The 23,719-nt window shown below is 60.7% G+C and carries 20 protein-coding genes and 1 pseudogene; 17 read left to right on the top strand and 4 right to left on the bottom strand.

Annotated elements, in window-relative coordinates:
* Positions 1-12: 12 nt before the first annotated feature.
* Complete coding sequence (locus PSH57_RS13270) at positions 13-276, bottom strand: hypothetical protein (RefSeq protein ID WP_305390008.1); 264 nt, start codon at positions 274-276, stop codon at positions 13-15.
* A 186-nt stretch (positions 277-462) separates the two neighbouring features.
* Here PSH57_RS13270 and PSH57_RS13275 point away from each other — a divergent pair, with 186 nt between their 5' ends.
* A complete protein-coding gene (locus tag PSH57_RS13275) occupies positions 463-1,020 on the top strand; it encodes an NADPH-dependent FMN reductase (RefSeq protein ID WP_305390010.1) in 558 nt (185 codons plus the stop codon).
* Between the two features lie 405 nt (positions 1,021-1,425).
* Positions 1,426-2,709 carry an arsenic transporter gene (locus tag PSH57_RS13280; protein ID WP_305390011.1) on the top strand — a complete coding sequence of 428 codons (1,284 nt, stop codon included), beginning with the start codon at positions 1,426-1,428 and terminating at the stop codon, positions 2,707-2,709.
* 103 nt (positions 2,710-2,812) lie between these two features.
* On the opposite strand, the gene PSH57_RS13285 is transcribed toward PSH57_RS13280, so the two are convergent.
* Positions 2,813-3,778: a DUF1853 family protein gene (locus tag PSH57_RS13285; RefSeq protein WP_305390012.1), complete on the bottom strand. Its 966-nt coding sequence runs from the start codon at positions 3,776-3,778 to the stop codon at positions 2,813-2,815.
* Between the two features lie 103 nt (positions 3,779-3,881).
* Here PSH57_RS13285 and PSH57_RS13290 point away from each other — a divergent pair, with 103 nt between their 5' ends.
* The 8 genes from PSH57_RS13290 to PSH57_RS13325 all read left to right on the top strand — a co-directional run bounded on the left by PSH57_RS13290 (position 3,882) and on the right by PSH57_RS13325 (position 14,294).
* Entirely contained in the window at positions 3,882-4,772 is an 891-nt protein-coding gene (locus tag PSH57_RS13290; protein ID WP_305390013.1) for an NAD(+) kinase, read from the top strand.
* Complete coding sequence (locus PSH57_RS13295) at positions 4,769-5,743, top strand: metallophosphoesterase (RefSeq protein WP_305390378.1); 975 nt, start codon at positions 4,769-4,771, stop codon at positions 5,741-5,743. Before PSH57_RS13290 ends, PSH57_RS13295 begins: the two co-directional genes overlap by 4 nt.
* Positions 5,740-6,612 carry a rhomboid family intramembrane serine protease gene (locus PSH57_RS13300; RefSeq protein WP_305444905.1) on the top strand — a complete coding sequence of 291 codons (873 nt, stop codon included), beginning with the start codon at positions 5,740-5,742 and terminating at the stop codon, positions 6,610-6,612. The genes PSH57_RS13295 and PSH57_RS13300 overlap by 4 nt, the downstream gene beginning before the upstream one ends.
* Positions 6,613-6,657: 45 nt before the next feature.
* Positions 6,658-6,918: a YeaC family protein gene (locus PSH57_RS13305; RefSeq protein ID WP_256228415.1), complete on the top strand. Its 261-nt coding sequence runs from the start codon at positions 6,658-6,660 to the stop codon at positions 6,916-6,918.
* Entirely contained in the window at positions 6,915-7,745 is an 831-nt protein-coding gene (locus PSH57_RS13310; protein WP_305390015.1) for a DUF2797 domain-containing protein, read from the top strand. Before PSH57_RS13305 ends, PSH57_RS13310 begins: the two co-directional genes overlap by 4 nt.
* Positions 7,746-7,758: 13 nt before the next feature.
* Complete coding sequence (gene pepN / locus PSH57_RS13315; RefSeq protein ID WP_305390016.1) at positions 7,759-10,416, top strand: aminopeptidase N; 2,658 nt, start codon at positions 7,759-7,761, stop codon at positions 10,414-10,416.
* A gap of 406 nt (positions 10,417-10,822) precedes the next feature.
* A complete protein-coding gene (locus PSH57_RS13320; protein ID WP_305390017.1) occupies positions 10,823-11,875 on the top strand; it encodes a WD40/YVTN/BNR-like repeat-containing protein in 1,053 nt (350 codons plus the stop codon).
* A gap of 43 nt (positions 11,876-11,918) precedes the next feature.
* The gene (locus tag PSH57_RS13325; protein ID WP_305390019.1) at positions 11,919-14,294 is read left to right on the top strand and encodes an efflux RND transporter permease subunit; all 2,376 of its coding nucleotides are present in this window, start codon (positions 11,919-11,921) and stop codon (positions 14,292-14,294) included.
* A 94-nt stretch (positions 14,295-14,388) separates the two neighbouring features.
* On the opposite strand, the gene PSH57_RS13330 is transcribed toward PSH57_RS13325, so the two are convergent.
* Together PSH57_RS13330 and PSH57_RS13335 are read right to left on the bottom strand one after the other, a co-directional pair.
* Positions 14,389-15,108, bottom strand: a complete 720-nt coding sequence (locus tag PSH57_RS13330; RefSeq protein ID WP_305390020.1) for a FadR/GntR family transcriptional regulator — start codon at positions 15,106-15,108, stop codon at positions 14,389-14,391.
* A gap of 252 nt (positions 15,109-15,360) precedes the next feature.
* Positions 15,361-17,105 (bottom strand): annotated as a pseudogene (locus PSH57_RS13335) (IlvD/Edd family dehydratase).
* A 193-nt stretch (positions 17,106-17,298) separates the two neighbouring features.
* Here PSH57_RS13335 and PSH57_RS13340 point away from each other — a divergent pair.
* The 7 genes from PSH57_RS13340 to PSH57_RS13370 all read left to right on the top strand — a co-directional run bounded on the left by PSH57_RS13340 (position 17,299) and on the right by PSH57_RS13370 (position 23,687).
* Positions 17,299-18,621, top strand: a complete 1,323-nt coding sequence (locus PSH57_RS13340) for an MFS transporter (protein WP_305390022.1) — start codon at positions 17,299-17,301, stop codon at positions 18,619-18,621.
* Positions 18,622-18,769: 148 nt separating this feature from the next.
* Entirely contained in the window at positions 18,770-19,762 is a 993-nt protein-coding gene (araD1, locus tag PSH57_RS13345; protein WP_305390024.1) for an AraD1 family protein, read from the top strand.
* Positions 19,763-19,774: 12 nt separating this feature from the next.
* Complete coding sequence (locus PSH57_RS13350; protein WP_305390026.1) at positions 19,775-21,355, top strand: aldehyde dehydrogenase (NADP(+)); 1,581 nt, start codon at positions 19,775-19,777, stop codon at positions 21,353-21,355.
* A gap of 238 nt (positions 21,356-21,593) precedes the next feature.
* A complete protein-coding gene (locus PSH57_RS13355) occupies positions 21,594-21,890 on the top strand; it encodes a DUF5629 family protein (protein WP_305390027.1) in 297 nt (98 codons plus the stop codon).
* A complete protein-coding gene (locus PSH57_RS13360) occupies positions 21,877-23,052 on the top strand; it encodes a lactonase family protein (protein WP_305390028.1) in 1,176 nt (391 codons plus the stop codon). The genes PSH57_RS13355 and PSH57_RS13360 overlap by 14 nt, the downstream gene beginning before the upstream one ends.
* A gap of 168 nt (positions 23,053-23,220) precedes the next feature.
* On the top strand, positions 23,221-23,400 hold the full coding sequence (locus PSH57_RS13365) for a hypothetical protein (protein ID WP_018611529.1): 180 nt from the start codon (positions 23,221-23,223) through the stop codon (positions 23,398-23,400).
* 161 nt (positions 23,401-23,561) lie between these two features.
* Positions 23,562-23,687, top strand: a complete 126-nt coding sequence (locus tag PSH57_RS13370) for a hypothetical protein (protein ID WP_305390030.1) — start codon at positions 23,562-23,564, stop codon at positions 23,685-23,687.
* Positions 23,688-23,719: the final 32 nt, after the last annotated feature.

Consider the following 23,719-nt stretch of genomic DNA (forward strand, 5'->3'; position numbering starts at 1 on the left):
CATAACAACTGGTTATGAAGCAATTAGCGTTTCAGCGGCCGTTTGAGCGGCCGGTGGCGTTTCCGGTTCGCGCGTTAATTCGATCTGCGACTGCACCAGCATGAATTTGCCGTCTTCGAGTTGGTTGACGCGATCTCCGATCGCCAGCTTGAAAGTAGTCACAGGCTCCTTGCCGCTACCGTCAGGCGACGGGGTCGATTCTTGGTATTCATGCACTGAATAGACGCGACCTTCGGCGTCCCGCGCATGAAATTGTCCGACAAGTACTGCTGCCATTGCTTAGAACCTCTGGAAATAAATCACTCGATTTGCGGTTCTGTAGACCTTGGTCAAGCGCGGTAAGTTTTCCCACATGAAAAAAATAGTCCAATGGAAAGGTTTTCGGCTCTCCGCTGGTCCAATTGTCCGCCCGATCATCTATAAATAGACGCTCCATTTGAGCCCATAGTCGAGAAGTGTCCAATGAATAATGTCTACACCGTGGCCGTTTTAGTGGGGAGCCTGCGCAAGGCTTCGATCAATCGCAAGCTGGCACTGGCACTGGCGGATCTGGCGCCGGCCAACCTGAAGCTGGAGATCATCGAAATAGGCGACCTGCCGCTCTACAACGAAGATATTGACGATACACCCCCGCCAGCCTACAGCACTTTCCGTCAGCAGGTTGGCGCGGCCGACGCATTGCTGTTTGTCACCCCTGAATACAACCGCTCGGTTCCGGCGCCGATGAAAAATGCCATCGACGTCGGCTCGCGGCCTTACGGCAAGAGCTGCCTGAGCGGCAAGCCGGGTGCGGTGATCAGTGCCTCGCCGGGGGCGATGGGTGGTTTCGGCGCCAATCATCATTTGCGCCAGTCCCTGGTTTTCCTTGATGTGCCTTGCATGCAGCAGCCGGAGGCTTATCTGGCCGGCGCGGGGAGTGCGTTCGACGAGCAGGGCGAGCTGTCAGAGTCGGTACGGCCTTTTTTGCAGAAGTTCATCGATGCCTACGGCAAGTGGGTCGAGCAACACAAGAAGGCTTGATATCTTTGCGCAGCTTCAAGCCAATCACCTTTGTGGCGAAGTGATTTTCTGTGGGGGCAAGGCTTGTCCGCGATGAACGATATCGCGGTTCAGCTGTTAAGCCGCGGCGCGGCTATCGCGGGCAAGCCTTGCTCCCACAGTGGGATAAGCCTTGCTTCCACAGTGAGGTAAGCCTTGCTCCCACAGTGGAATGACCCTCCCTCGCGAGATCGGCAACTCGTCTGCGCGCTTTACTGAATATTCGAGTTTCCATATATTCGCCCCTTCGCCCCACCAGGCCTTTCTTCGTCATGTGCGACTCCCGCAATCGCGTCGATGCCCTCAGTGTGAGCGCCATGGCTGATCGTCCGGTAGCGCGTTGCTGCTGGTTTCCGCTTTTCAATCCTTCTTCCAAGGCTGTTGCGCATGCTCCTCGCATCGTTGATTTTCCTGCTGACCATTACGCTGGTGATCTGGCAACCCAAGGGCCTGGGCGTCGGTTGGAGCGCGACGCTGGGTGCGTTGCTGGCGCTGTTGAGCGGGGTGGTGCAGGTCGGTGACATTGTCCTGGTGTGGCAGATCATCTGGAACGCCACCGGTACGTTTATCGCGTTGATCATCATCAGCCTGTTGCTGGACGAGGCCGGGTTCTTCGCCTGGGCGGCCCTGCATGTGGCCCGTTGGGGCCGAGGCAGCGGGCGCAAGCTGTTTGCGTTCATGGTGCTGCTGGGCGCATTGGTGTCGGCGTTGTTCGCCAACGATGGCGCGGCGTTGATCCTGACGCCTATCGTTATTTCGATGTTGCTGGCCTTGCGTTTTTCTCCGGCGGCAACCCTGGCATTCGTGATGGGCGCCGGCTTCATTGCCGATAGCGCGAGCCTGCCGCTGGTGGTGTCGAACCTGGTAAACATCGTCTCGGCCGACTTCTTCGGTATTGGCTTCAACCGTTACGCGGCGGTCATGGTGCCGGTGAACCTGGTCAGCGTCGCGGCGAGCCTGGCGATATTGTTGTGGTTCTTTCGCCGCGATATCCCGCGCGATTATGACCCGCATCAACTGGATGACCCGGCGAGTGCCATCCACGACAGGGCCACTTTCTTCGCAGGCTGGGCGGTGCTGGCCATTCTGCTGATCGGCTGCTTCGCCCTCGAGCCGCTGGGCATTCCCATTAGCGCGATTTCGGCGGTCTGCGCCGCGTTATTGCTGGCTGTCGCGGCTCGCGGCCACAAGATATCCACCCGCAGGGTCATGAAGGAGGCGCCGTGGCATATCGTGATTTTTTCCCTGGGCATGTATCTGGTGGTCTATGGCCTGCGTAATGCGGGATTGACCGGCTACCTGGCCCAGTGGCTCGACGGTTTCGCCGCATATGGCGTGTGGGGCGCGGCCATGGGCACCGGGCTGTTGACGGCTTTGCTCTCGTCGATCATGAACAACTTGCCGACGGTGCTGATCGGCGCCTTGTCCATCGATGCCAGCCAGGCCACCGGGGTCGTGAAAGAAGCAATGATCTATGCCAACGTCATCGGCAGCGACCTGGGCCCGAAAATCACTCCGATCGGCAGTCTGGCGACCTTGCTCTGGTTGCATGTGCTGGCGCGCAAGAACATTCGGATCGGCTGGGGATATTACTTCAAGGTCGGGATTGTGCTGACCGTGCCGGTGTTGTTGGTGACGTTGGCGGCGCTGGCGTTGCGGTTGTCACTCTAAACCGTAGCGGCCCCTTCGCGAGCAAGCCCGCTCCCACAGGAGAGTGCATTCCAATGTGGGAGCGGGCTTGCTCGCGAAGACGGCCGTTCAGGCAGCACAAGACTCAACCATTACCCGGCACATCCGGCCAAAGATCAGCCACCAGGAACACCCGCTCGGCTTCTTCCCACTCACCCTCGGTGTTTTCGCTCAGGCGCACCATCAACTGCGCGGGAGCCATGGGGTCGAGCGCCGTTCGCCATGCTGCCAGTTGCTCGGCGCTCCAGGCCTGGTCCGCCGGATAATGGGCCGGAGCCAGCCAGCCAGCGCGGGGTAGGGGTTGCCAGCGTCCCGGCGGACGCTGGGCAACGAACGCCGGCCAGTCCCGCTGATGCAGCCAGCTGCCGCGTAAATGCCTGGGATGGGCGCCGGTTGGGGGTTCGGCATGGCCGGGCCAGGGGTAAAGCAGATAACCGCCCAGCCAGAGTTCCGAGCGAAACAGCTCGATGCCCGAGGGTTCAATGCCCAGTGCCGCCAGGGCCTCTCGGCTTTCCGGGCGAGCAGAGATCGGTAGCTGGTGTTCGCGCAAATGCGCCAGCTTTCGGTCGAGCCGGTCATGGCAGCCTGGGCCGAGCCATTGTGCGGCGTCCTGACCGTGACCGTTTTGGGGGCCGAGATACAGCTTGATCGCCAGTTCCAGATGATGGATACCGTCGCCATCGCGCAGCAGCATGTCCAGCTCACCCAAGGTCTGGCCTTGGTGGCGGATTGGCAGGTTTGCGGCGATCAGTTCAATACCCGGCGCGTGTTGCACTGCAAATTGCCACAATCTTTCGTAATACAGGCCCAGGCGCCGTGTTCTGCCCTGGGACAGGCAATGCAGTAACGGATAGCTGTCGCGGTCCAGTTGTCGCAGCCAGTGTTCCAGTCGATGGGGCTGATGCACCCAATCACTGCCGGTCAGGGGATGGCGCTGGGGCCAGGGCGTGTCGATCAGCATCGGCGGGGCAAGGATCGCCCACGCCAGGTCGCGCACTTCGGGATGGCGCAGGCGGCGGGGCAAGTCGAGCAATTCGGGGAACAGGATCATTTTGCGAGCATAGCCTGCGTCGAAGGCTTAAAGAATTTTGTCTATGGGCGGCTTTCGCCCATAATCGTGTTTTTCGCCCGACGCAGACCCTCGCAGGAGCCCCATGGAGCAATTTCGCAATATCGGCATCATCGGTCGCCTGGGCAGTTCGCAGGTGCTGGACACCGTTCGCCGGCTCAAACGTTTCCTCCTGGAACGGCACCTGCACGTGATCCTCGAAGATACCATCGCCGAAGTCTTGCCCGGCCACGGCCTGCAGACTTCGTCGCGCAAGATGCTCGGTGAAGTCTGTGACATGGTGATCGTGGTCGGCGGCGATGGCAGTCTGCTGGGGGCCGCCCGAGCCCTGGCGCGCCACAACATTCCGGTGCTGGGCATCAACCGGGGCAGCCTGGGGTTCCTGACCGATATCCGCCCCGACGAACTGGAAACCAAGGTGGCCGAAGTGCTGGATGGCCACTATCTGGTGGAGAACCTTTTCCTGTTGCAAGCCGAGGTGCGCCGTCACGCCGAGGCCATCGGCCAGGGCGATGCCCTCAACGATGTGGTACTGCACCCCGGCAAATCCACGCGCATGATCGAATTCGAGCTGTACATCGACGGCCAGTTCGTCTGCAGCCAGAAAGCCGACGGCCTGATCGTCGCCACGCCCACCGGCTCCACGGCCTATGCGCTTTCCGCCGGTGGCCCGATCATGCATCCCAAGCTCGACGCTATTGTGATTGTGCCGATGTACCCCCATACCTTGTCTGGGCGACCCATTGTGGTCGATGGCAACAGTGAGCTGAAAATCGTCGTGTCCAAGGATATGCAGATCTACCCGCAAGTGTCCTGTGACGGCCAGAACCATTTCACCTGCGCGCCGGGTGACACCATCACCGTCAGCAAAAAGGCGCAGAAGCTGCGCCTGATTCACCCGCTGGATCACAATTACTACGAAGTCTGCCGGACCAAGCTCGGTTGGGGCAGTCGGTTGGGGGGTGGAGGCGACTGATGCTCGATCCTGCGCGCAGTTACGACCTGATCGGCGACGTGCACGGATGCGCCCTGACCCTGGAACGCCTGCTGGACCGCCTCGGTTATCACAAGCAGGGCGGCGTCTGGCGACACCCGTCGCGCATGGCCGTGTTCCTGGGGGACATCATTGACCGTGGCCCGCGGATCCGCGAAGCCCTGCACATCGTCCACGACATGGTGGTGGCCGGCCAAGCGCTGTGCATCATGGGCAACCACGAGTTCAACGCCTTGGGCTGGAGCACGCCGGCATTGCCGGGCAGCGGCCAGCGCTACGTGCGCGAACGCACCCCGCGCCATGCCCGTCTGCTCAACGAAACCCTGACCCAGTTCGAGCAGCATCCTGGCGATTGGCATGACTTTCTCAAGTGGTTTTACGAGTTGCCGCTGTTTGTTGATGCTCAGCGTTTTCGGGTGGTACATGCCTGCTGGGACAACGGTCTGATCGAGCCGCTGCGGAGCTTGTTCCCTAACGGGTGTATCGACGAGCATTTCCTCCAGGCCTCGGCGGAGCCGGGCAGTTTCGCCTGTACGGTGTTCGATCGCTTGCTGCGTGGCACCGACATGCGCTTGCCCCATGGTCTGACCCTCACCGGCGGCGACGGGCTGACCCGTTCGTTCTTTCGCACCAAATTTTGGGAAGACGATCCACAGACCTACGGTGACATTGTGTTCCAGCCTGATGCTTTGCCTGACCCGGTGGCCCGCACGCCGCTGTCGCGGGATGAAAAAAACAACCTGCTGCGCTATGGCGTTCATGAGCCACTGCTGTTCGTCGGTCATTACTGGCGCAGCGGCAAACCCGCGCCGATCCGCTCGAACCTGGCCTGCCTGGATTACAGTGCGGTGCTTTACGGAAAACTGGTGGCCTATCGTCTCGACGCAGAGACCCGACTGGACCCGCATAAATTTGTCTGGGTCGATGTCGAGCGGCCGGAGGAACTGCGATGAGCGTCGTGGCGGTCTTGCGCTTGCCCTTGGCCGAGGATTTGAGCGGCTTCGTCAAATTGCTGCAACGCATGCAGGTGCCCCATCGGGTCAGCGAGGAGGCGGGCGAGCAGGTGCTCTGGGTGCCGAATGAAATCAGCGAAGACGTGCGCTCGTTGTACGCGCGCTTCCCGAGCGGCGATCCCGAGCAACAGTTGGAGTTGCCAGGCACCGGCAGCACGTCGCCACGGCCTGGTTTTGTCCAGCAATTGACCCGCAGTCCGGTCACCGCCCTGGTGTTGCTGCTGAGCCTGATCGACGGCGCCGTGACTCTGCTGGGGGAGAATCTTGAAACCCTGCGTTGGCTGACTTTCCTGGAGTTTCGCGTTGTCGGCGACTATATCCATTTCACGCCCCTGGCCGACAGCCTGGCGGCGGGGCAGTGGTGGCGCCTGGTGACGCCGATGCTGATCCACTTCGGCTTCCTGCACATCGCCATGAATGGCATGTGGTATTGGGAGCTGGGGCGACGGATCGAAGCGCGCCAGGGCGGCATCAACCTGCTGGGGCTGACGCTGCTATTCAGTCTCGTGTCCAACTTCGCCCAATATTTCTTCAGCGGCCCGACCTTGTTCGGTGGGTTGTCCGGCGTGCTGTATGGCCTGCTGGGGCATTGCTGGATCTATCAACTACTGGCACCGAACCCGACCTATCGCCTGCCCCGTGGGGTGCTGGTGATGATGCTGGTGTGGTTGGTGCTGTGCCTGTCCGGGCTGATCTCGCTGATCGGTTTCGGCGAAATCGCCAATGCGGCCCACGTCGGCGGGCTGCTCATCGGTTGCTTCACAGGTTTGTTGGGCGGGCTGTTCGCTCGTCGTAAAATGACCCTTTGACTGGCGCCTGTAATGCTTGAATATGCGCGATTGCGCGGAGAACCCATGTCCTCGTTCAACGAAATGATCAAAAACATCACCCCTGACATCTACCAGAGCCTGAAACTGGCGGTGGAAATCGGTAAATGGGCCGATGGCAACAAGCTCACCGCCGAACAGCGCGAGTTGTCGCTGCAGGCGATGATCGCCTGGGAGATGCAGAACCTGCCCGAAGAAGAACGCACCGGCTACATGGGCCCGCAGGAGTGCCAGTCGAAGGCCACAGAAGTGCCGAATATCCTGTTCAAGTCGGATGCCATCCATTGATCGAGATTGGCCGCGGTGCAATCAGCAAGATGTCGGCACGCCTTGACGGGCCGACTGTTCAATATGCCTTTCGCCTGGGCGATGTCGAGGTGCCGGTCAATCCGTTGATCGGCAGCACGGTGCGTCTGGAGTTTCTCGGTGCAATCCACTGCAGCCATTGCGGGCGCAGGACCAAGACCAGCTTCAGCCAGGGTTATTGCTACCCCTGCATGACCAAGTTGGCCCAATGCGACCTGTGCATCATGAGCCCCGAGCGCTGCCATTTCGACGCGGGCACCTGTCGCGATCCGGCCTGGGGCGAACAGTTCTGCATGACCGATCATGTGGTGTACCTGGCCAATTCCTCGGGTGTGAAAGTTGGCATCACCCGCGCCACGCAACTGCCGACCCGCTGGCTGGATCAGGGCGCCAGTCAGGCGCTGCCGATCCTGCGGGTTGCCACTCGCCAGCAATCGGGATTTGTCGAAGACCTGTTCCGTAGCCAGGTGGCGGACAAGACCAACTGGCGCGCATTGCTCAAGGGCGACGCAGTGGCGGTGGACCTGCCGCAGATCCGCGATTCGCTGTTCGAAAGCTGCGCCGAGGGTCTGCAAGGCTTGCAGGAACGATTCGGCCTGCAGGCGATCCAGACCATAGCGGACGTCGAGCCCATCGAGATCCGTTATCCGGTGGAGCAATACCCGGCCAAGATCGTCAGCTTCAACCTGGACAAGAACCCGATTGCCGAAGGCACGCTGCTGGGGATCAAGGGCCAATACCTGATTTTCGACACTGGCGTGATCAATATTCGTAAATACACGGCTTATCAGCTCGCCGTGCATCAGTAGAAGGATTTGCCCCATGCGCACCGAACAACCGAAGATGATTTACCTGAAGGACTATCAGGCGCCCGAGTACCTGATCGACGAGACGCACCTGACCTTCGAGTTGTTCGAGGACCACAGCCTGGTCCATGCGCAACTGGTGATGCGCCGCAACCCCGAGCGCGGTGCCGGCCTGCCGCCCCTGGTGCTCGATGGCCAGCATCTCGAACTGCTCTCGATCAAGCTCGATGACACCGACCTCAATCCGCTCGACTATCAGTTGGACGGCAGCCACCTGACCCTGCAACCCAAGGCCCCGGCCTTCACGGTGGACACCACTGTCAGGATCCACCCGGAAACCAACACCGCCCTGGAAGGCTTGTACAAGTCCGGCAGCATGTTCTGCACCCAGTGCGAGGCCGAAGGTTTCCGCAAGATCACCTATTACCTCGACCGCCCGGATGTGATGAGCACGTTCACCACCACGGTGGTGGCCGAGCAGCACAGCTATCCGGTGTTGCTGTCCAACGGCAACCCGATCGCCAGCGGTCCCGGCGAAGATGGCCGGCACTGGGCGACCTGGGAAGATCCGTTCAAGAAACCCGCCTACCTGTTTGCCCTGGTGGCCGGTGATCTGTGGTGCGTCGAAGACACCTTCACCACCATGACCGAGCGCACCGTTGCGCTGCGCATCTATGTCGAGCCGGAAAACATCGACAAGTGCCAGCACGCCATGACCAGCCTGAAGAAGTCGATGCGCTGGGATGAGGAGGTCTATGGGCGTGAGTATGACCTGGACATCTTCATGATTGTCGCGGTCAACGACTTCAACATGGGCGCCATGGAAAACAAGGGCCTGAACATCTTCAACTCCAGCGCCGTGCTGGCCCGCGCCGAAACCGCCACCGATGCCGCGCACCAGCGGGTCGAGGCGATCGTTGCCCACGAGTATTTCCATAACTGGTCGGGCAACCGCGTGACGTGCCGTGACTGGTTCCAGTTGTCCCTCAAGGAAGGCTTCACTGTGTTCCGCGACGCCGGTTTTTCGGCTGACATGAACTCGGCCACGGTCAAGCGTATCCAGGACGTGGCGTACCTGCGCACTCACCAGTTTGCCGAAGACGCTGGCCCCATGGCTCACCCGGTGCGCCCGGACAGCTTCATCGAGATTTCCAACTTCTACACCCTGACCGTGTACGAAAAGGGGTCGGAAGTGGTCGGCATGATCCACACCTTGTTGGGGGCCGAGGGCTTTCGCAAGGGCAGTGACCTGTATTTCGAGCGCCACGACGGCCAGGCGGTGACCTGCGATGATTTCATCAAGGCCATGGAGGATGCCAACGGCGTCGATCTGACCCAGTTCAAACGCTGGTACAGCCAGGCCGGCACGCCACGGCTGGCGGTGAGCGAATCCTACGACGCTGCGGCCCGGACCTATAGCCTGACGTTCAGCCAGAGCTGCCCGCCGACCCCGGACAAGATGGAAAAACTGCCATTCGTGATTCCCGTGGAGCTGGGTTTGCTGGACAGCAAGGGCAACGAGATATCTCTGCGCCTGGCCGGCGAAGCGGCGGCAAACGGCACGTCCCGGGTGATCTCGGTGACCGAAGCCGAGCAGACCTTCACCTTTGTCGACATCGCCGAAAAGCCGTTGCCGTCGTTGTTGCGTGGCTTCTCGGCGCCGGTGAAGCTGAGCTTCCCGTACGATCGGGACCACTTGATGTTCCTGATGCAGCATGACAGCGACGGCTTCAACCGCTGGGATGCCGGTCAGCAGTTGTCGGTGCAGGTGCTGCAGGACCTGATCGCCCAGCATCAGAAAGGCGAAAACCTGGTGCTGGACCCGCGTCTGGTCAGCGCGTTGCGTAGCGTGCTGTCGGACGAATCCCTGGATCAGGCCATGGTCGCGGAAATGCTCTCGCTGCCAAGCGAGGCTTATCTGACGGAAATCAGTGAAGTGGCCGACGTGGAGGCGATCCATGCCGCCCGGGAATTCGCCCGTCAGCAACTGGCGGACAACCTGTTCGAAGCCCTGTGGCTGCGCTATGAAGCCAACCGCGACCTGTCCAAGCGCACGCCGTATGTGGCCGAGGCCGAGCATTTCGCCCGGCGCGCCTTGCAGAACATCGCGCTGTCGTACCTGATGCTCACCGACAAGCCGGAAGTGCTCAGTGCCACCCTGGAGCAGTTCGACTCCGCCGACAACATGACCGAGCGGCTCACGGCCCTGGCGGTGCTGATCAACTCGCCATTCGAAACCGAGAAGGCCAAGGCCCTGGAAGTGTTCGCGGAAAACTTCAAGGGCAACCCGTTGGTCATGGATCAATGGTTCAGTGTCCAGGCCGGCAGCCCGTTGCCGGGCGGCCTGGCGCGGGTCAAGGCCTTGATGGAACACCCGGCGTTCAATATCAAGAACCCGAACAAGGTTCGCGCGTTGGTGGGGGCGTTCGCCGGGCAGAACCTGATCAACTTCCACGCGGCCGACGGTTCAGGTTATCGCTTCCTGGCGGATCTGGTGATCCAGCTCAATGGCTTCAACCCGCAGATCGCCGCACGGCAACTGGCGCCGCTGACCCGCTGGCGCAAATACGACAACGCCCGCCAGGCGCTGATGAAAGCCGAGCTGGAGCGCATCCTGGCGTCCGGCGGGCTGTCGGCCGATGTGTTTGAAGTGGTGAGCAAGAGCCTGGCGTGACCTCAGGGCCGCGGTCTGCCTGGCAGACCGCGTTGCCTTCTTCGCGAGCAAGCCCGCTCCCACATTCGATCTCCAGCGGATGCAATACTTGTGTTCACCGCGCATCGAATGTGGGAGCGGGCTTGCTCGCGAATGGGGCGCCACCATTACTTGCCTTGAAATGCGCTCCAATCACCCCACCGAATACCCCTTCATTCACCCCCGCCCGCATTCCCCCATGGTTAACAAAAGATAACGCGGCGTCGATTGTCAGACCTTTCCAAAGCCCGATAGGATAGGTCAGCTTCCGAAGTGGCTCTAGATTGCAGGTTTCAGGACTATGCTCCAGAACAGTCAATCGCGATGAGCCCGCTTACGGCGCCCTGAAGGGTTGAATGACCTAACAATAATAATGGGGGAAAGGTCTATGAATGAGCCTGTCATGGCTGTGGGCCGCTGCCGGCCGCCGGTACTGCGCAGAGTCGCGTTGCTGGTCTCGGCGCTCTCGCTGCTGGGCTCTGCCGTGTTGTCTGCACCGGTGATGGCCGTAGCGGCTTCAACAGCCGATGTCATCTATTCCGTCGAGTCGGCCAAGGCCAGCAAAACCCTGATGCTCGATGTGGTCCATGCCGGCAAACGCCTGGTGGCGGTCGGTGATCGCGGGCACATTGTCTATTCGGACGATCAGGGCAGCTCCTGGACTCAGGCCAAGGTGCCGACCCGCCAGTTGCTCACCGCAGTATTTTTCGTCGATGACAAACACGGCTGGGCCGTGGGGCATGACGCGCAGATTCTCGCCAGCGAAGACGGTGGCACCACCTGGACCAAACAATTCGAAGACCTGGCCCGTGAGTCGCCGCTGCTGGATGTCTGGTTCAAAGACGCGAACAACGGTTTTGCCGTGGGCGCCTACGGGGCGCTGTTCGAAACCACCGACGGCGGCAAGCACTGGGAAGAGGTCGGGGATCGTCTCGACAACGAAGACCAGTTCCACCTCAACGCGATAGCCGCCGTTAAAGACGCCGGGCTGTTCATCGTCGGTGAGGCCGGCAGCATGTTCCGCTCCTCCGACTGGGGCCAGACTTGGGAAAAGCTCCAAGGCCCATACGAAGGCTCGCTGTTCGGCGTCATTGGCACCGCTCAGCCTTCAACGCTGCTGGCCTACGGCCTGCGGGGCAACCTCTATCGCTCCACCGACTTTGGCGGCACTTGGGAGCAAGTCGAGCTCAAGGCCACTCGGGGTGCCCTGGAATTCGGTCTGTCCGGGGCCACGCTATTACCAGATGGCTCCATCGTAATTGTCGGCAACGGCGGCAGTGTGGTGCGCAGCACCGATGACGGCGTGACCTTCAGCGTGTTCAACCGCCCGGATCGGATTTCCGTGGCGGCCGTCACGGCGGCGGGCAACGGCAATCTGATCCTGGCAGGACAGGGTGGCGTTCACGCCACCACCCCCACCGGCGCTGAATTGAGCAAATGAGCCGCAAACATCCGGCGGGCACAATAACAAGAAGGCGGACCCCATGAGCAGTCATCACCAAGACAAGGCGACGTTTCTCGAGCGCCTGATTTTCAACAACCGCCCGGCAGTGATCGTCATTTGCCTGTTGGTCAGTGTTTTCCTGTTCTGGCAGGCCACGCTGATTCGGCCGTCCACCAGTTTCGAAAAGATGATTCCCCTCGAGCACCCCTTCATCGAGAAGATGCTCGAACATCGCAATGACCTGGCGAACCTGGGCAACACGGTGCGGATTTCGGTGGAGGCCACCAACGGTGACATTTTCTCCAAGGATTACATGGAGACTTTGCGCCAGATTCATGACGAGGTGTTCTACATTTCCGGTGTCGACCGCTCCGGCCTCAAGTCGTTGTGGAGCCCGAGCGTGCGCTGGACCGAAGTGACGGAGGAGGGCTTTGCCGGCGGCGAGGTGATTCCCCAGAGCTATGACGGCTCGGCCGACAGCCTCGACCTGTTACGCAACAATGTGCTCAAGTCAGGCCAGGTCGGACGCCTGGTGGCCAACGATTTCAAATCGAGCATCATCGATATCCCGCTGTTGGAGTCCTATCCGGACCCACAGGACCAGGGCAAGCTGCTGGCCCTGGATTACCAGAAGTTCTCCCACGAACTCGAAGACAAGATCCGCAACAAGTTTGAAGCCCAGAACCCCAACGTAAAGATCCATATCGTAGGCTTCGCCAAGAAGGTCGGTGACTTGATCGACGGCCTGACCATGGTGGTGATGTTCTTCGGCGTGGCCTTCATCATTACCCTGGTGCTGCTGTACTGGTTCACCAACTGCATGCGCAGCACCATTGCGGTGCTGAGCACCACCCTGGTGGCGGTGGTCTGGCAGTTGGGGCTGATGCACGCCGTCGGTTTCGGGCTCGATCCTTATTCGATGCTGGTGCCGTTTCTGATCTTCGCCATTGGCATCTCCCACGGCGTGCAGAAAATCAACGGTATCGCGTTGCAATCCAGTGAAGCGGACAACGCCCTGACGGCGGCGCGGCGCACGTTCCGCCAGTTATTCCTGCCGGGGATGATCGCGATCCTGGCGGATGCCGTCGGTTTCATCACCTTGCTGATCATCGATATCGGCGTGATCCGGGAGCTGGCCTTTGGTGCGTCCATCGGCGTGGCGGTGATCGTGTTCACCAATCTGATTCTGTTGCCGGTGGCGATTTCCTATGTCGGTATCAGCAAGCGCGCCATCGAGCGCAGCAAGAAGGATGCGACCCGCGAGCACCCGTTCTGGCGCCTGTTGTCGAAGTTTGCCAGCGCCAAGGTCGCGCCGGTGTCGGTGGCCCTGGCCCTGATCGCCTTCGGTGGCGGCCTCTGGTACAGCCAGAATCTGAAGATCGGTGACCTGGACCAGGGCGCGCCGGAGCTGCGTCCGGACTCGCGCTACAACCAGGACAACAACTTCATCATCAGCAACTATTCCACCAGCTCCGATGTACTGGTGGTGATGGTCAAGACCAAGGCTGAAGGCTGTTCACGCTACGAAGCCATGGCTCCCATCGACGAGCTGATGTGGAAAATGCAGAACACCGAAGGGGTGCAGTCGGCGATCTCCCTGGTTACGGTGTCCAAGCAAATGATCAAGGGCATGAACGAGGGCAACCTGAAGTGGGAAACTCTGTCGCGTAACCCCGACGTGCTGAACAACTCCATTGCCCGGGCCGATGGCCTGTACAACAACAACTGCTCCGTGGCCCCGGTATTGGTTTTCCTCAACGACCACAAGGCCGAGACCCTGGACCGCGCCGTGAAGGTGGTGCAGGAGTTTGCCAAGGAAAACAACCGCGATGGCCTGGAGTTCATCCTCGCCGCCGGTAACGCCGGCATCGAAGCTGCGACCAACGAAGTGATCAAGGAGTCGGAACTGACGATCCTGATCCTGGTGTACATCTGTGTGGCAACCATGTGCATGATCACCTTCCGTTCCTGGGCGGCGACGCTGTGCATCGTGCTGCCGCTGGTGCTGACCTCGGTGCTGGGCAACGCGCTGATGGCCTTCATGGGTATTGGCGTGAAGGTCGCGACGCTACCAGTAGTGGCGCTTGGCGTGGGGATAGGCGTGGACTACGGTATCTACATCTACAGTCGCCTGGAAAGCTTCCTGCGGGCCGGATTGCCGTTGCAAGAGGCTTACTATCAAACGCTGAAGTCCACCGGTAAGGCCGTGCTATTCACTGGTCTGTGCCTGGCCATCGGTGTGTGCACCTGGATCTTCTCGGCCATCAAGTTCCAGGCCGACATGGGACTGATGCTGACGTTCATGTTGCTGTGGAACATGTTCGGTGCGCTGTGGCTGCTGCCGGCGCTGGCGCGGTTCCTGATCAATCCTGAGAAAATGGCAGGGCAGAAGAGCAAGTCATTGTTTGCTCATTGATTGGCACATGGCGCATCTCTCGCGCCACATTACTTGACTGCTAGGCATAAGCCGCAACCCTGAGGTTGCGGCTTTTTTTTGCAATGGCGGGATATCAGGCTGGATCGCTGCCCAACACCACATTCAGCGCGCTGCGGGCATCGTCCAGTTGCACCAGCGTGGCGTGGCGGGCACCGAGGGCATCGCGGTTCTCGATGGCGGTGAGGATCGCCTTGTGTCGCGGCATCGCCAGTTCATGCAGGTTGGGCCGCTGGTTGGAGTGCTTGAGCGCTTCGGCGATGGCGACCGACAACATATTGCACAGGTTGGCGAGCAGGTCGTTGTGGGTGGCGTCGGCGATGCGGCTGTGGAAGTCCAGGTCTGGTTGCAGCACGGCCTCGGGGGTTGGTGCCGCTTCCATGCGCTGGTAGGCCTCGCGGATGGCGGCGATGTCGGCCTCGTTGGCGAACTGTGCAGCCAGGGCAGCGGCGGCCGGCTCGATGATGCTGCGCACGCTGGTCAGCAGATTGAAGAACTCATTCTGCGGGCTGCTTTGCATCAGCCAGTGCAGCACATCCGGGTCGAGCATGTGCCATTCCCGACGGGCCTTGACCACCGTGCCCACGCGCGGGCGCGAATACACCAAACCCTTGGCTACCAACACTCGCGTGGCCTCGCGCAACACTGGACGGCTGACGGCATACTCCTCGCACAACAAGGCTTCGGCGGGCAGTTTATCGTCCGGCTTGAAACGCCCGGAAACGATCTGCATGCCCAGTTCCTGGACGATGCGCGCGTGCATGCTTTTGCGGTCGGAGGGTTTACGGTAGTCCATGGGGGATGGCGCGATCCTGTGCGAAGGGGATGCCGCGCATGATAGCAGGCGCGGCGAGGGCGGGTCGCTAGTGCGATTTTTTTGAGCAGGATGCAGACCCCATTGTGGGAGCTTGTGTGGGAGCTGAGCTTGCTTGCGATGAGGCCCTTCCAGTCAATATCTCTGTTGTCTGGTACACCGCAATCGCGAGCAAGCTCAGCTCCCACAAAAGCTTGCATCCCACAGGGGGGATGCCACAGGGGATGGGTGGGGTCAGTGGGAGTGACGCGGCACCTCGGCGCGCCGCGGCAACCGACCAGGAAGTCGAAGTCACAGCCCTGGTCCGCTTGCAGCACGTGGTCGATGTACAACTGGCGGTAGCCACCCACCAGCAGTTGTTGCGGCGGCGGAAGGTCGGCCAGGCGGGCGGCGAGTTCGGCGTCGGGGATGTCCAGGTGCAGGCGGCCACTGGCGCAATCGAGCTCGATCCAGTCACCTTCCTTCACCGCTGCCAAAGGTCCGCCGGCCGCGGCTTCCGGGGCTACGTGCAGCACCACACGGTGCCGTAGGCGGTGCCGCTCATGCGCGCATCGGAAATACGCACCATGTCGGTCACACCCTGGGCCAGCAACTTGGCCGGCAAGCCCATGTTGCCCACTTCGGCCATGCCCGGATAACCCTTGGGCCCGCAGTTCTTCATCACCAGGATCGAGCTGGCATCGACATCCAGTTCCGGGTCATTGATCCGCGCCTTGTATTCGTCGAAGTTCTCGAACACCACCGCGCGACCGCGATGCTGCATCAGTTCGGCGGTGGCGGCGGACGGTTTGAGCACCGCACCGAGGGGCGCCAGGTTGCCGCGCAGTACGCAGATACCGCCGTCGGCGCGGATCGGGTTGTCCAGGGTGCGGATGACTTCGTCCTGGCCATAGATCGGTGCGTCCTTGGTGTTCTCGCCAAGGCTCTTGCCGTTGACGGTCAGGGCGTCCGGGTTGGGGATCAGGTTGGCTTCGCCGAGACGGCGCAGCACGGCGGGCAAACCACCGGCGTAATAGAACTCCTCCATCAGGAAACGCCCCGACGGTTGCAGGTCGACGATGGTTGGCATGCCGCGACCCATGCGGGTCCAGTCGTCCAGGTCCAGGTGCACACCGATGCGTCCGGCAATGGCCTTGAGGTGGATCACCGCATTGGTTGAACCGCCAATGGCCGCGTTGACCCGGATGGCGTTTTCGAAGGCTTCCTTGGTCAGGATCTTCGACAGTTTCAGGTCTTCGCGGACCATTTCGACGGCACGCATCATGCCGGACATGTGGGCCAGCACATAACGGCGCGCGTCCACCGCCGGAATCGCGGCGTTGTGCGGCAGCGATGTGCCGAGGGCTTCGGCCATGCAGGCCATGGTCGAGGCGGTGCCCATGGTATTGCAGGTCCCGGCCGAGCGGGACATGCCGCCCTCGGCCGCAAGAAAATCATCGATCGTGATGGTGCCGGCCTTGACCTGTTCGCTCAGTTGCCAGACCACTGTGCCCGAACCGATGTCCTGGCCCTTGTGCTTGCCGTTGAGCATCGGTCCGCCGGTAACGACGATGGCCGGCACGTCGCAACTGGCGGCGCCCATCAGCAAGGCTGGTGTGGTCTTGTCGCAACCGGTGAGCAGCACCACGCCGTCAATCGGGTTGCCGCGAATGGCTTTCCTCCACGTCCATGCTCGCCAGGTTGCGCGTCAGCATGGCAGTAGGGCGCAGGTTCGATTCGCCATTGGAGAACACCGGAAACTCCACCGGGAAGCCCCCGGCCTCGATCACGCCGCGCTTGACGTGTTCGGCGATCTGCCGGAAATGCGCGTTGCATGGCGTCAACTCCGACCAGGTGTTGCAGATGCCGATGATTGGCTTGCCATGAAACTGATGGTCGGCGATGCCCTGATTTTTCATCCAGCTGCGGTACATGAAGCCGTTCTTGTCGGCGGTGCCAAACCATTGGGCCGAGCGCAGGGAGGGTTTCTTATCAGACATGATCGATTCTCTTATTGTATGACTATATGGTTTTAGCTTGCGCCTAACATAAGCGCAATTTGCTCTGTTTGGAAGTGTTGTTGGGCAAATAGTATTACTATATAGTCCGATTCAACGGAGGGATTGTCCTGGCGCTTATTTGTCAGAGAAATCCCCCAGCGTTCTATAACAACAACAATCGGAGACCGGTCCCATGAGCCAGGAATTGCGGCTTATTCGCCGCATCACGCTGAAACTGATTCCCTTCCTGATCCTGCTATACCTGATCGCCTACGTGGACCGCTCTGCGGTGGGCTTTGCCAAGCTGCACATGGGCGCCGACATCGGCATCGGCGACGCCGCCTACGGCCTGGGTGCCGGGCTGTTTTTCATTGGCTATTTCCTGCTGGAGATCCCCAGCAATCTGATGCTCGAACGCTTCGGTGCCCGGCGCTGGTTCGCCCGGATCATGATCACCTGGGGCGCCATCACCATCGGCATGGCCTTCGTGCAGGGGCCTCACAGCTTTTATGTGATGCGCTTTTTGCTCGGCGCGGCGGAAGCCGGGTTCTTCCCTGGCGTGCTGTACTACATCACCCAATGGTTCCCGGTACGCCATCGCGGCAAGATCCTGGGCCTGTTCATCCTGTCTCAGCCCATCGCAATGATGATCACCGGTCCTGTGTCCGGCGGCTTGCTGGGCATGGACGGTATCCTGGGCCTGCACGGCTGGCAGTGGTTGTTCATCGTCATCGGTATGCCGGCGATACTGCTGACCTGGCCGGTGCTGCGTTATCTGCCGGATGGTCCGCAACAGGTGAAGTGGATGGACCAGGCCGAGAAGAACTGGCTGACCGGCGAGCTGAAGAAGGACCTTGAGGAATACGGCCAGACCCGTCACGGCAATCCGCTGCACGCCTTGAAGGACAAACGTGTCCTGCTGTTGGCGCTGTTCTACCTGCCGGTGACCCTGAGCATCTACGGGTTGGGGCTGTGGCTGCCAACCTTGATCAAGCAGTTCGGCGGAACGGACCTGGTGACCGGTTTCGTGTCCTCGGTGCCCTACATCTTCGGCATCATCGGTTTGCTGATCATTCCTCGCAGTTCCGACCGTTTGAACGATCGTTATGGTCATCTGGCCGTGCTCTATGTGCTGGGGGCCATCGGCCTGTTCCTCAGTGCCTGGCTGACGGTGCCGGTGTTGCAGCTGGCGGCGTTGTGCCTGGTGGCGTTTGCGCTGTTCTCCTGTACGGCGGTGTTCTGGACGTTGCCAGGGCGCTTCTTTGCCGGCGCCAGTGCGGCGGCGGGGATCGCGCTGATCAACTCGGTAGGCAACCTGGGTGGCTATATCGGGCCGTTCGTGATCGGTGCGCTGAAGGAATACACCGGCAACCTGGCGTCGGGGCTGTACTTCCTGTCATGCGTGATGGTGTTCGGCCTGGTGTTGACCGGCGTGGTGTATCGCCTGCTGGAGCGCAAGCATGTGCTGCCGACGGATCAGTTCGCGGCCAGCGCCCGAGGGGCGACGCGGACCTGATCGACTGCGATCTACTGTGGGAGCGGGCTTGCTCGCGAAGACGGTGGGTTAGCTTGCACCAATGTTGGATGTGCCACCGCCTTCGCGAGCAAGCCCGCTCCCACAAGGGGCGGTGGCGAATTCAAGTTCTGTTTACAGGGAGAAAAATATGCGTTTAGTTCAGTTCGAATTGAATAACGGCGAGCGCCGCGTCGGTGTGATCGACGGTGAGCAAGTGCGCGAAGTGCAGGGCGCCCTGACCGTGCGCGACCTGGCTCTGGCGGCCATCGAGGCGGGCGTGAAGCTTGAACAGCAAGTCAACAGCCTGGGCCTGGGAACCGCCCATGATTACTCGCAGTTACTCAGCGAACTGCGCATCCTGCCACCGCTGGACCACCCGGACCCGGCGCACCTGCTGGTCAGCGGCACCGGCCTGACCCACTTGGGCAGTGCCTCGGCCCGGGACAAGATGCATCAGCAGGCCGGCGACGAAGCGGCCATGACCGACACCATGCGCATCTTCAAGTGGGGCGTGGAGGGCGGCAAGCCTGAAAGCGGGCGGGCCGGTGTGCAACCGGAGTGGTTCTACAAGGGCGACGGCAGCATCGTGGTCCGTCCGGGCCATCCGTTCCCGCTGCCACCCTTTGCCGAAGACGCCGGCGAAGAGCCGGAAATCAGCGGGCTGTATGTCATCGGTCACGACGCTAAGCCATACAGACTGGGCTTTGCGGTGGGTAACGAGTTTTCCGATCATGTGATGGAACGCAAGAATTACCTGTACCTGGCCCACTCGAAATTGCGCAGTTGCAGTTTTGGCCCGGAACTTCGGGTGGGAGAACTGCCTCAACATCTTTCCGGGACCAGTCGTATCCTGCGTAACGGCCAAGTGCTGTGGCAGAACGAATTCCTCAGTGGCGAGGCGAACATGTGCCACAGCCTCGAGAACCTTGAGTTCCACCACTTCAAGTACAGTCAGTTCCTGCGTCCGGGTGACGTGCACGTTCATTTCTTCGGTACCGCGACCCTGTCGTTCGCCGACGGCATCCGTACTCAACCGGGGGATGTGTTCGAAATCAGCCAGGCCGAATTCGGCGCACCGCTGGTCAACGGCATTGCCCCGGTGGACGCGGTGTTCAACCCGGGTACTATCGGCACACTTTAAAGGAGACGTTCGATGAACCAGATTCTTGGCCACAACTACATTGGTGGCGCACGTAGCGCGGCCGGCCAGACACGCTTGCAGAGCCTTGACGCCAGCAGCGGCGAAGCCTTGCCCCATGAGTTCGTTCAGGCGACGGCCGAAGAAGTTGACGCCGCTGCCAAGGCCGCGGCCGCCGCTTATCCGGCCTACCGCAGCCTGAGCGCGGTGCGCCGGGCCGAGTTCCTCGAAGCCATTGCCGATGAACTGGATGCCTTGGGCGATGAGTTCGTGGCCGTGGTCTGCCGGGAAACCGCGTTGCCGGCGGCGCGGATCCAGGGTGAGCGCGGGCGCACCAGCGGTCAGATGCGTCTGTTCGCCAAGGTCTTGCGTCGTGGCGATTTCTACGGCGCGCGCATCGACCGGGCCTTGCCGGAACGCACGCCGTTGCCGCGCCCGGATTTGCGTCAGTACCGCATCGGCCTCGGGCCGGTCGCGGTGTTTGGCGCCAGTAACTTCCCACTGGCATTTTCCACGGCCGGTGGCGACACCGCATCGGCCCTGGCTGCCGGTTGCCCGGTGGTGTTCAAGGCCCACAGCGGCCATATGGCAACGGCCGAGTGGGTGGCTGATGCGATTATCCGCGCGGCCGAAAAAACCTCGATGCCGGCCGGCGTGTTCAACATGATCTACGGCGGCGGTGTGGGCGAATGGCTGGTCAAGCATCCGGCGATCCAGGCGGTAGGCTTCACCGGTTCCCTCAAGGGTGGCCGTGCCCTGTGCGACATGGCCGCCGCGCGGCCACAACCCATCCCGGTATTCGCCGAGATGTCGAGCATCAACCCGGTGATCGTATTGCCGCAGGCGTTGGAAAGTCGTGCAGACAGCATTGCTCGCGATCTGACCGCCTCGGTCGTCATGGGTTGTGGTCAGTTCTGCACCAATCCCGGCCTGGTGATCGGCATCCGTTCGCCGCAATTCACCGCGTTCACCCAGCAAGTGGCCGCGCTGATCGGCGATCAGGCCCCGCAAACCATGCTCAACGCCGGCACGCTGCAAAGCTACGGCAAGGGCCTGCAGAAGCTGCTGGCTCACCCGGGCATCGAACATCTGGCCGGGCGCGCACAACAGGGCAACCAGGCCCAGCCGCAGTTGTTCAAGGCTGACGCCAACTTGTTGATCAACGGTGACGAGGCGCTGCAAGAAGAAGTGTTCGGCCCGACCACGGTCTTCGTCGAAGTGGCGGACCAGGCTCAACTCAGCGCTGCGCTGAACGGCCTGCACGGTCAATTGACCGCAACCATGATCGGGGAGCCAGCGGATTTCGAGCAGTTCAGCGAATTGACCCCGTTGCTGGAGCAAAAGGTCGGTCGCATCCTGCTCAACGGATATCCAACCGGCGTCGAGGTCTGCGACTCGATGGTCCATGGCGGGCCTTACCCGGCGACTTCCGATGCCCGTGGGACTTCGGTGGGTACGCTTGCGATCGATCGTTTCCTGCGCCCGGTGTGCTTCCAGAACTACCCCGACAGCCTGTTGCCAGAGCCGTTGAAAAACGCCAATCCGCTGGGCATTCAGCGGTTGGTCGATGGAGTGTCGGGGCGCGAGGCGCTCTGAGGATTGCGATCAGGCCGTTACATCGATGTTGAATGTGCCGGCCTCTTCGCGAGCAGGCTCGCTCCCACAGTGGATTAGTGGTGAATACAAGTTTTGTGTTCGCTGCAAAATCCAATTGTGGGAGCGAGCCTGCTCGCGATGCGATCTGGCAGTCGACAGTGCTTTCGAACCTTTTGGCCCAAGGCCCACTCCGACATTGGGTTATCATGAGCACTTTCCCAACGACCGACTGATCGCCATGACTGCCTCGACCGACACCTTGCTGGACGCCCTTGATTCTTGTGACATGCTGATTATCGACGGGCTGCACGCATTCGATTTTTCCCTCGACGAACAGGACCAGTTGCACGTCGAGTGCATGAACGGTCGCACCCTCGAGCATTGGCGTTTCACGCCTGCGCAGATGGAGGCCGCGACGTTCGACAAGGTCACCAAACACTGGATCATCACCAGCGATTCGGGTGACCACCACCTGGAGTGCGTCGAAGCGACCAGCGGCCACGACGATGAGGACGGCGAACATGAGGATGCGTAGTTTCTGGCCCTTGTTGATGGCCGGTAGCGTGGGCGCCATGGGCGTCCAGGCAGAGACCGATGAGCGTCATCAACTGCTGGTGGGCTCCTATACTGCCGGCCAGAGTCAGGGCATCTATCGTCTGCAATTCGACAGCCGCAGCGGCCAGCTCGATGCCAAGCCGTTGCAAGTGATCAAGACCGACAACCCATCCTGGATGACGCTTTCCAATGACGTCAGCCAACTGTTCGTGGTCAATGAAAATGGGCCGGGGCAGAAAGACCCGGTGGGCAAGGTCAGCAGCTACGCCATTGACCCAAAGACCCATGAGCTGAGCCTGATCAGCCAAGTGCAGTCATTGGGCAACGAGCCGACTCATTCGAGCCTCAGCGGCGATGGTCGGCATTTGCTGGTCAGCAACTATTCGGTGGTGGAAGACCCGGGTGGCACCCTGGCGGTGTTGCCGGTAGGAACCGACGGCAAGTTGTCGCCGGTGGTGCAACTGAGCAGCCATCAACCGAGCCGGGTCAATCCCGAGCGGCAGATGTCCGCCCACGTGCACTCGGCGGTGTCTTCGCCCGATGGCAGATACGTGTTCGCCAGCGACTTGGGGGCAGACAAGGTGTTCGTCTATCGATATGACCCCAAGGCTAATCCCGAGCGGCCGCTGACCGCTGCCGATCCGGCATCCGTGCAACTGCCTCCCGGTAGCGGGCCGCGCCATTTGCTCTTCAGTGGCGATGGCAAGCACGCGTGGCTGACGATGGAAATGACCGCCCAGGTGGCGGTGTTCGATTATCAGGACGGGCGTTTGGCCCAGCGGCAACTGATTGACCTTGCAGCAGGCAAACCACAGCCAGGCAGGGCAGCGGCAGCGCTGCATGCCTCCAGGGATGGCAAGTTCCTGTACGTCAGCAATCGTGGCACCACCAACGAAGTGCTGGTGTTCGCCATCGACCCGGTTGCCGGCACGCTGAAAGAACTTCAGCGCCGCTCCGTGGAGGGGGATCATCCGCGGGAATTCAGCCTCGATCCGAGCGAGAAATTCCTGCTGATCGCCAACCAGAAGAGCAACCAGATCGTGGTCGTTGAACGTGATCCCAAGACCGGCCTGCTGGGTAAAACCGTGCAGAAGCTGGCGATGGATGCACCGAGCGATCTTAAGTTCATGGTCCGTCAATAGACTCATCAGAAGACCGCAGGACCCGATTTCCGGGGCCTGCGCCGTTGTATCAACGAGGCTGATAGTCGCTAGTAGTGCAAAGCATTTCAAAGCGAGACGCCTCGGCGCGTAAGTTTGCTTCACGGCCCAACCGGGCAGGCAAGCCAACTGAATCCGAGGACTACCGACATGAATCTGAATCTCTTCTCTGTGATCGCCGCTTCCGCTATCTCTGCCACCGTGGCGCTGCCAGCCAGTGCCAGCATCGAAATCAGCGACAAGAAAAACCGCACCCAGAGCTACACCGAAAAATACCTGCAACAGAGCGCCAACTTCTACGCCGCGCTGGACCACAAGACTCAACACTGAGCCGAGCTTAAGATTGAAGCCTGCGATCTTTTCATCTTCTAGAAGAGAAAAAATCGCAGGCTTTGCCTGTTCCTATGAAAATCCCGCTGTAATATCACTTGGCCATGTGTTTAAATTTGACGCTAGTAAATTGACTCCTTCTCCAACAAGAGATCGACACTATGGCGATGCGTCTGGCAGTGATGCTGCTGTTTCTCTATTCCACCCCCATTGTCTCGGCCGCCCAGCCGACCCCTGGCGAGCTGGAAGTTGCCCGTGAGCGATTATTGAGCTTGCTGAGCGATTGAGAGGCTCGCACACCAGGTGCCTGTATGTGGGC

The sequence above is a fragment of the Pseudomonas hefeiensis genome, from assembly GCF_030687835.1.
GTDB lineage: Bacteria > Pseudomonadota > Gammaproteobacteria > Pseudomonadales > Pseudomonadaceae > Aquipseudomonas > Aquipseudomonas hefeiensis.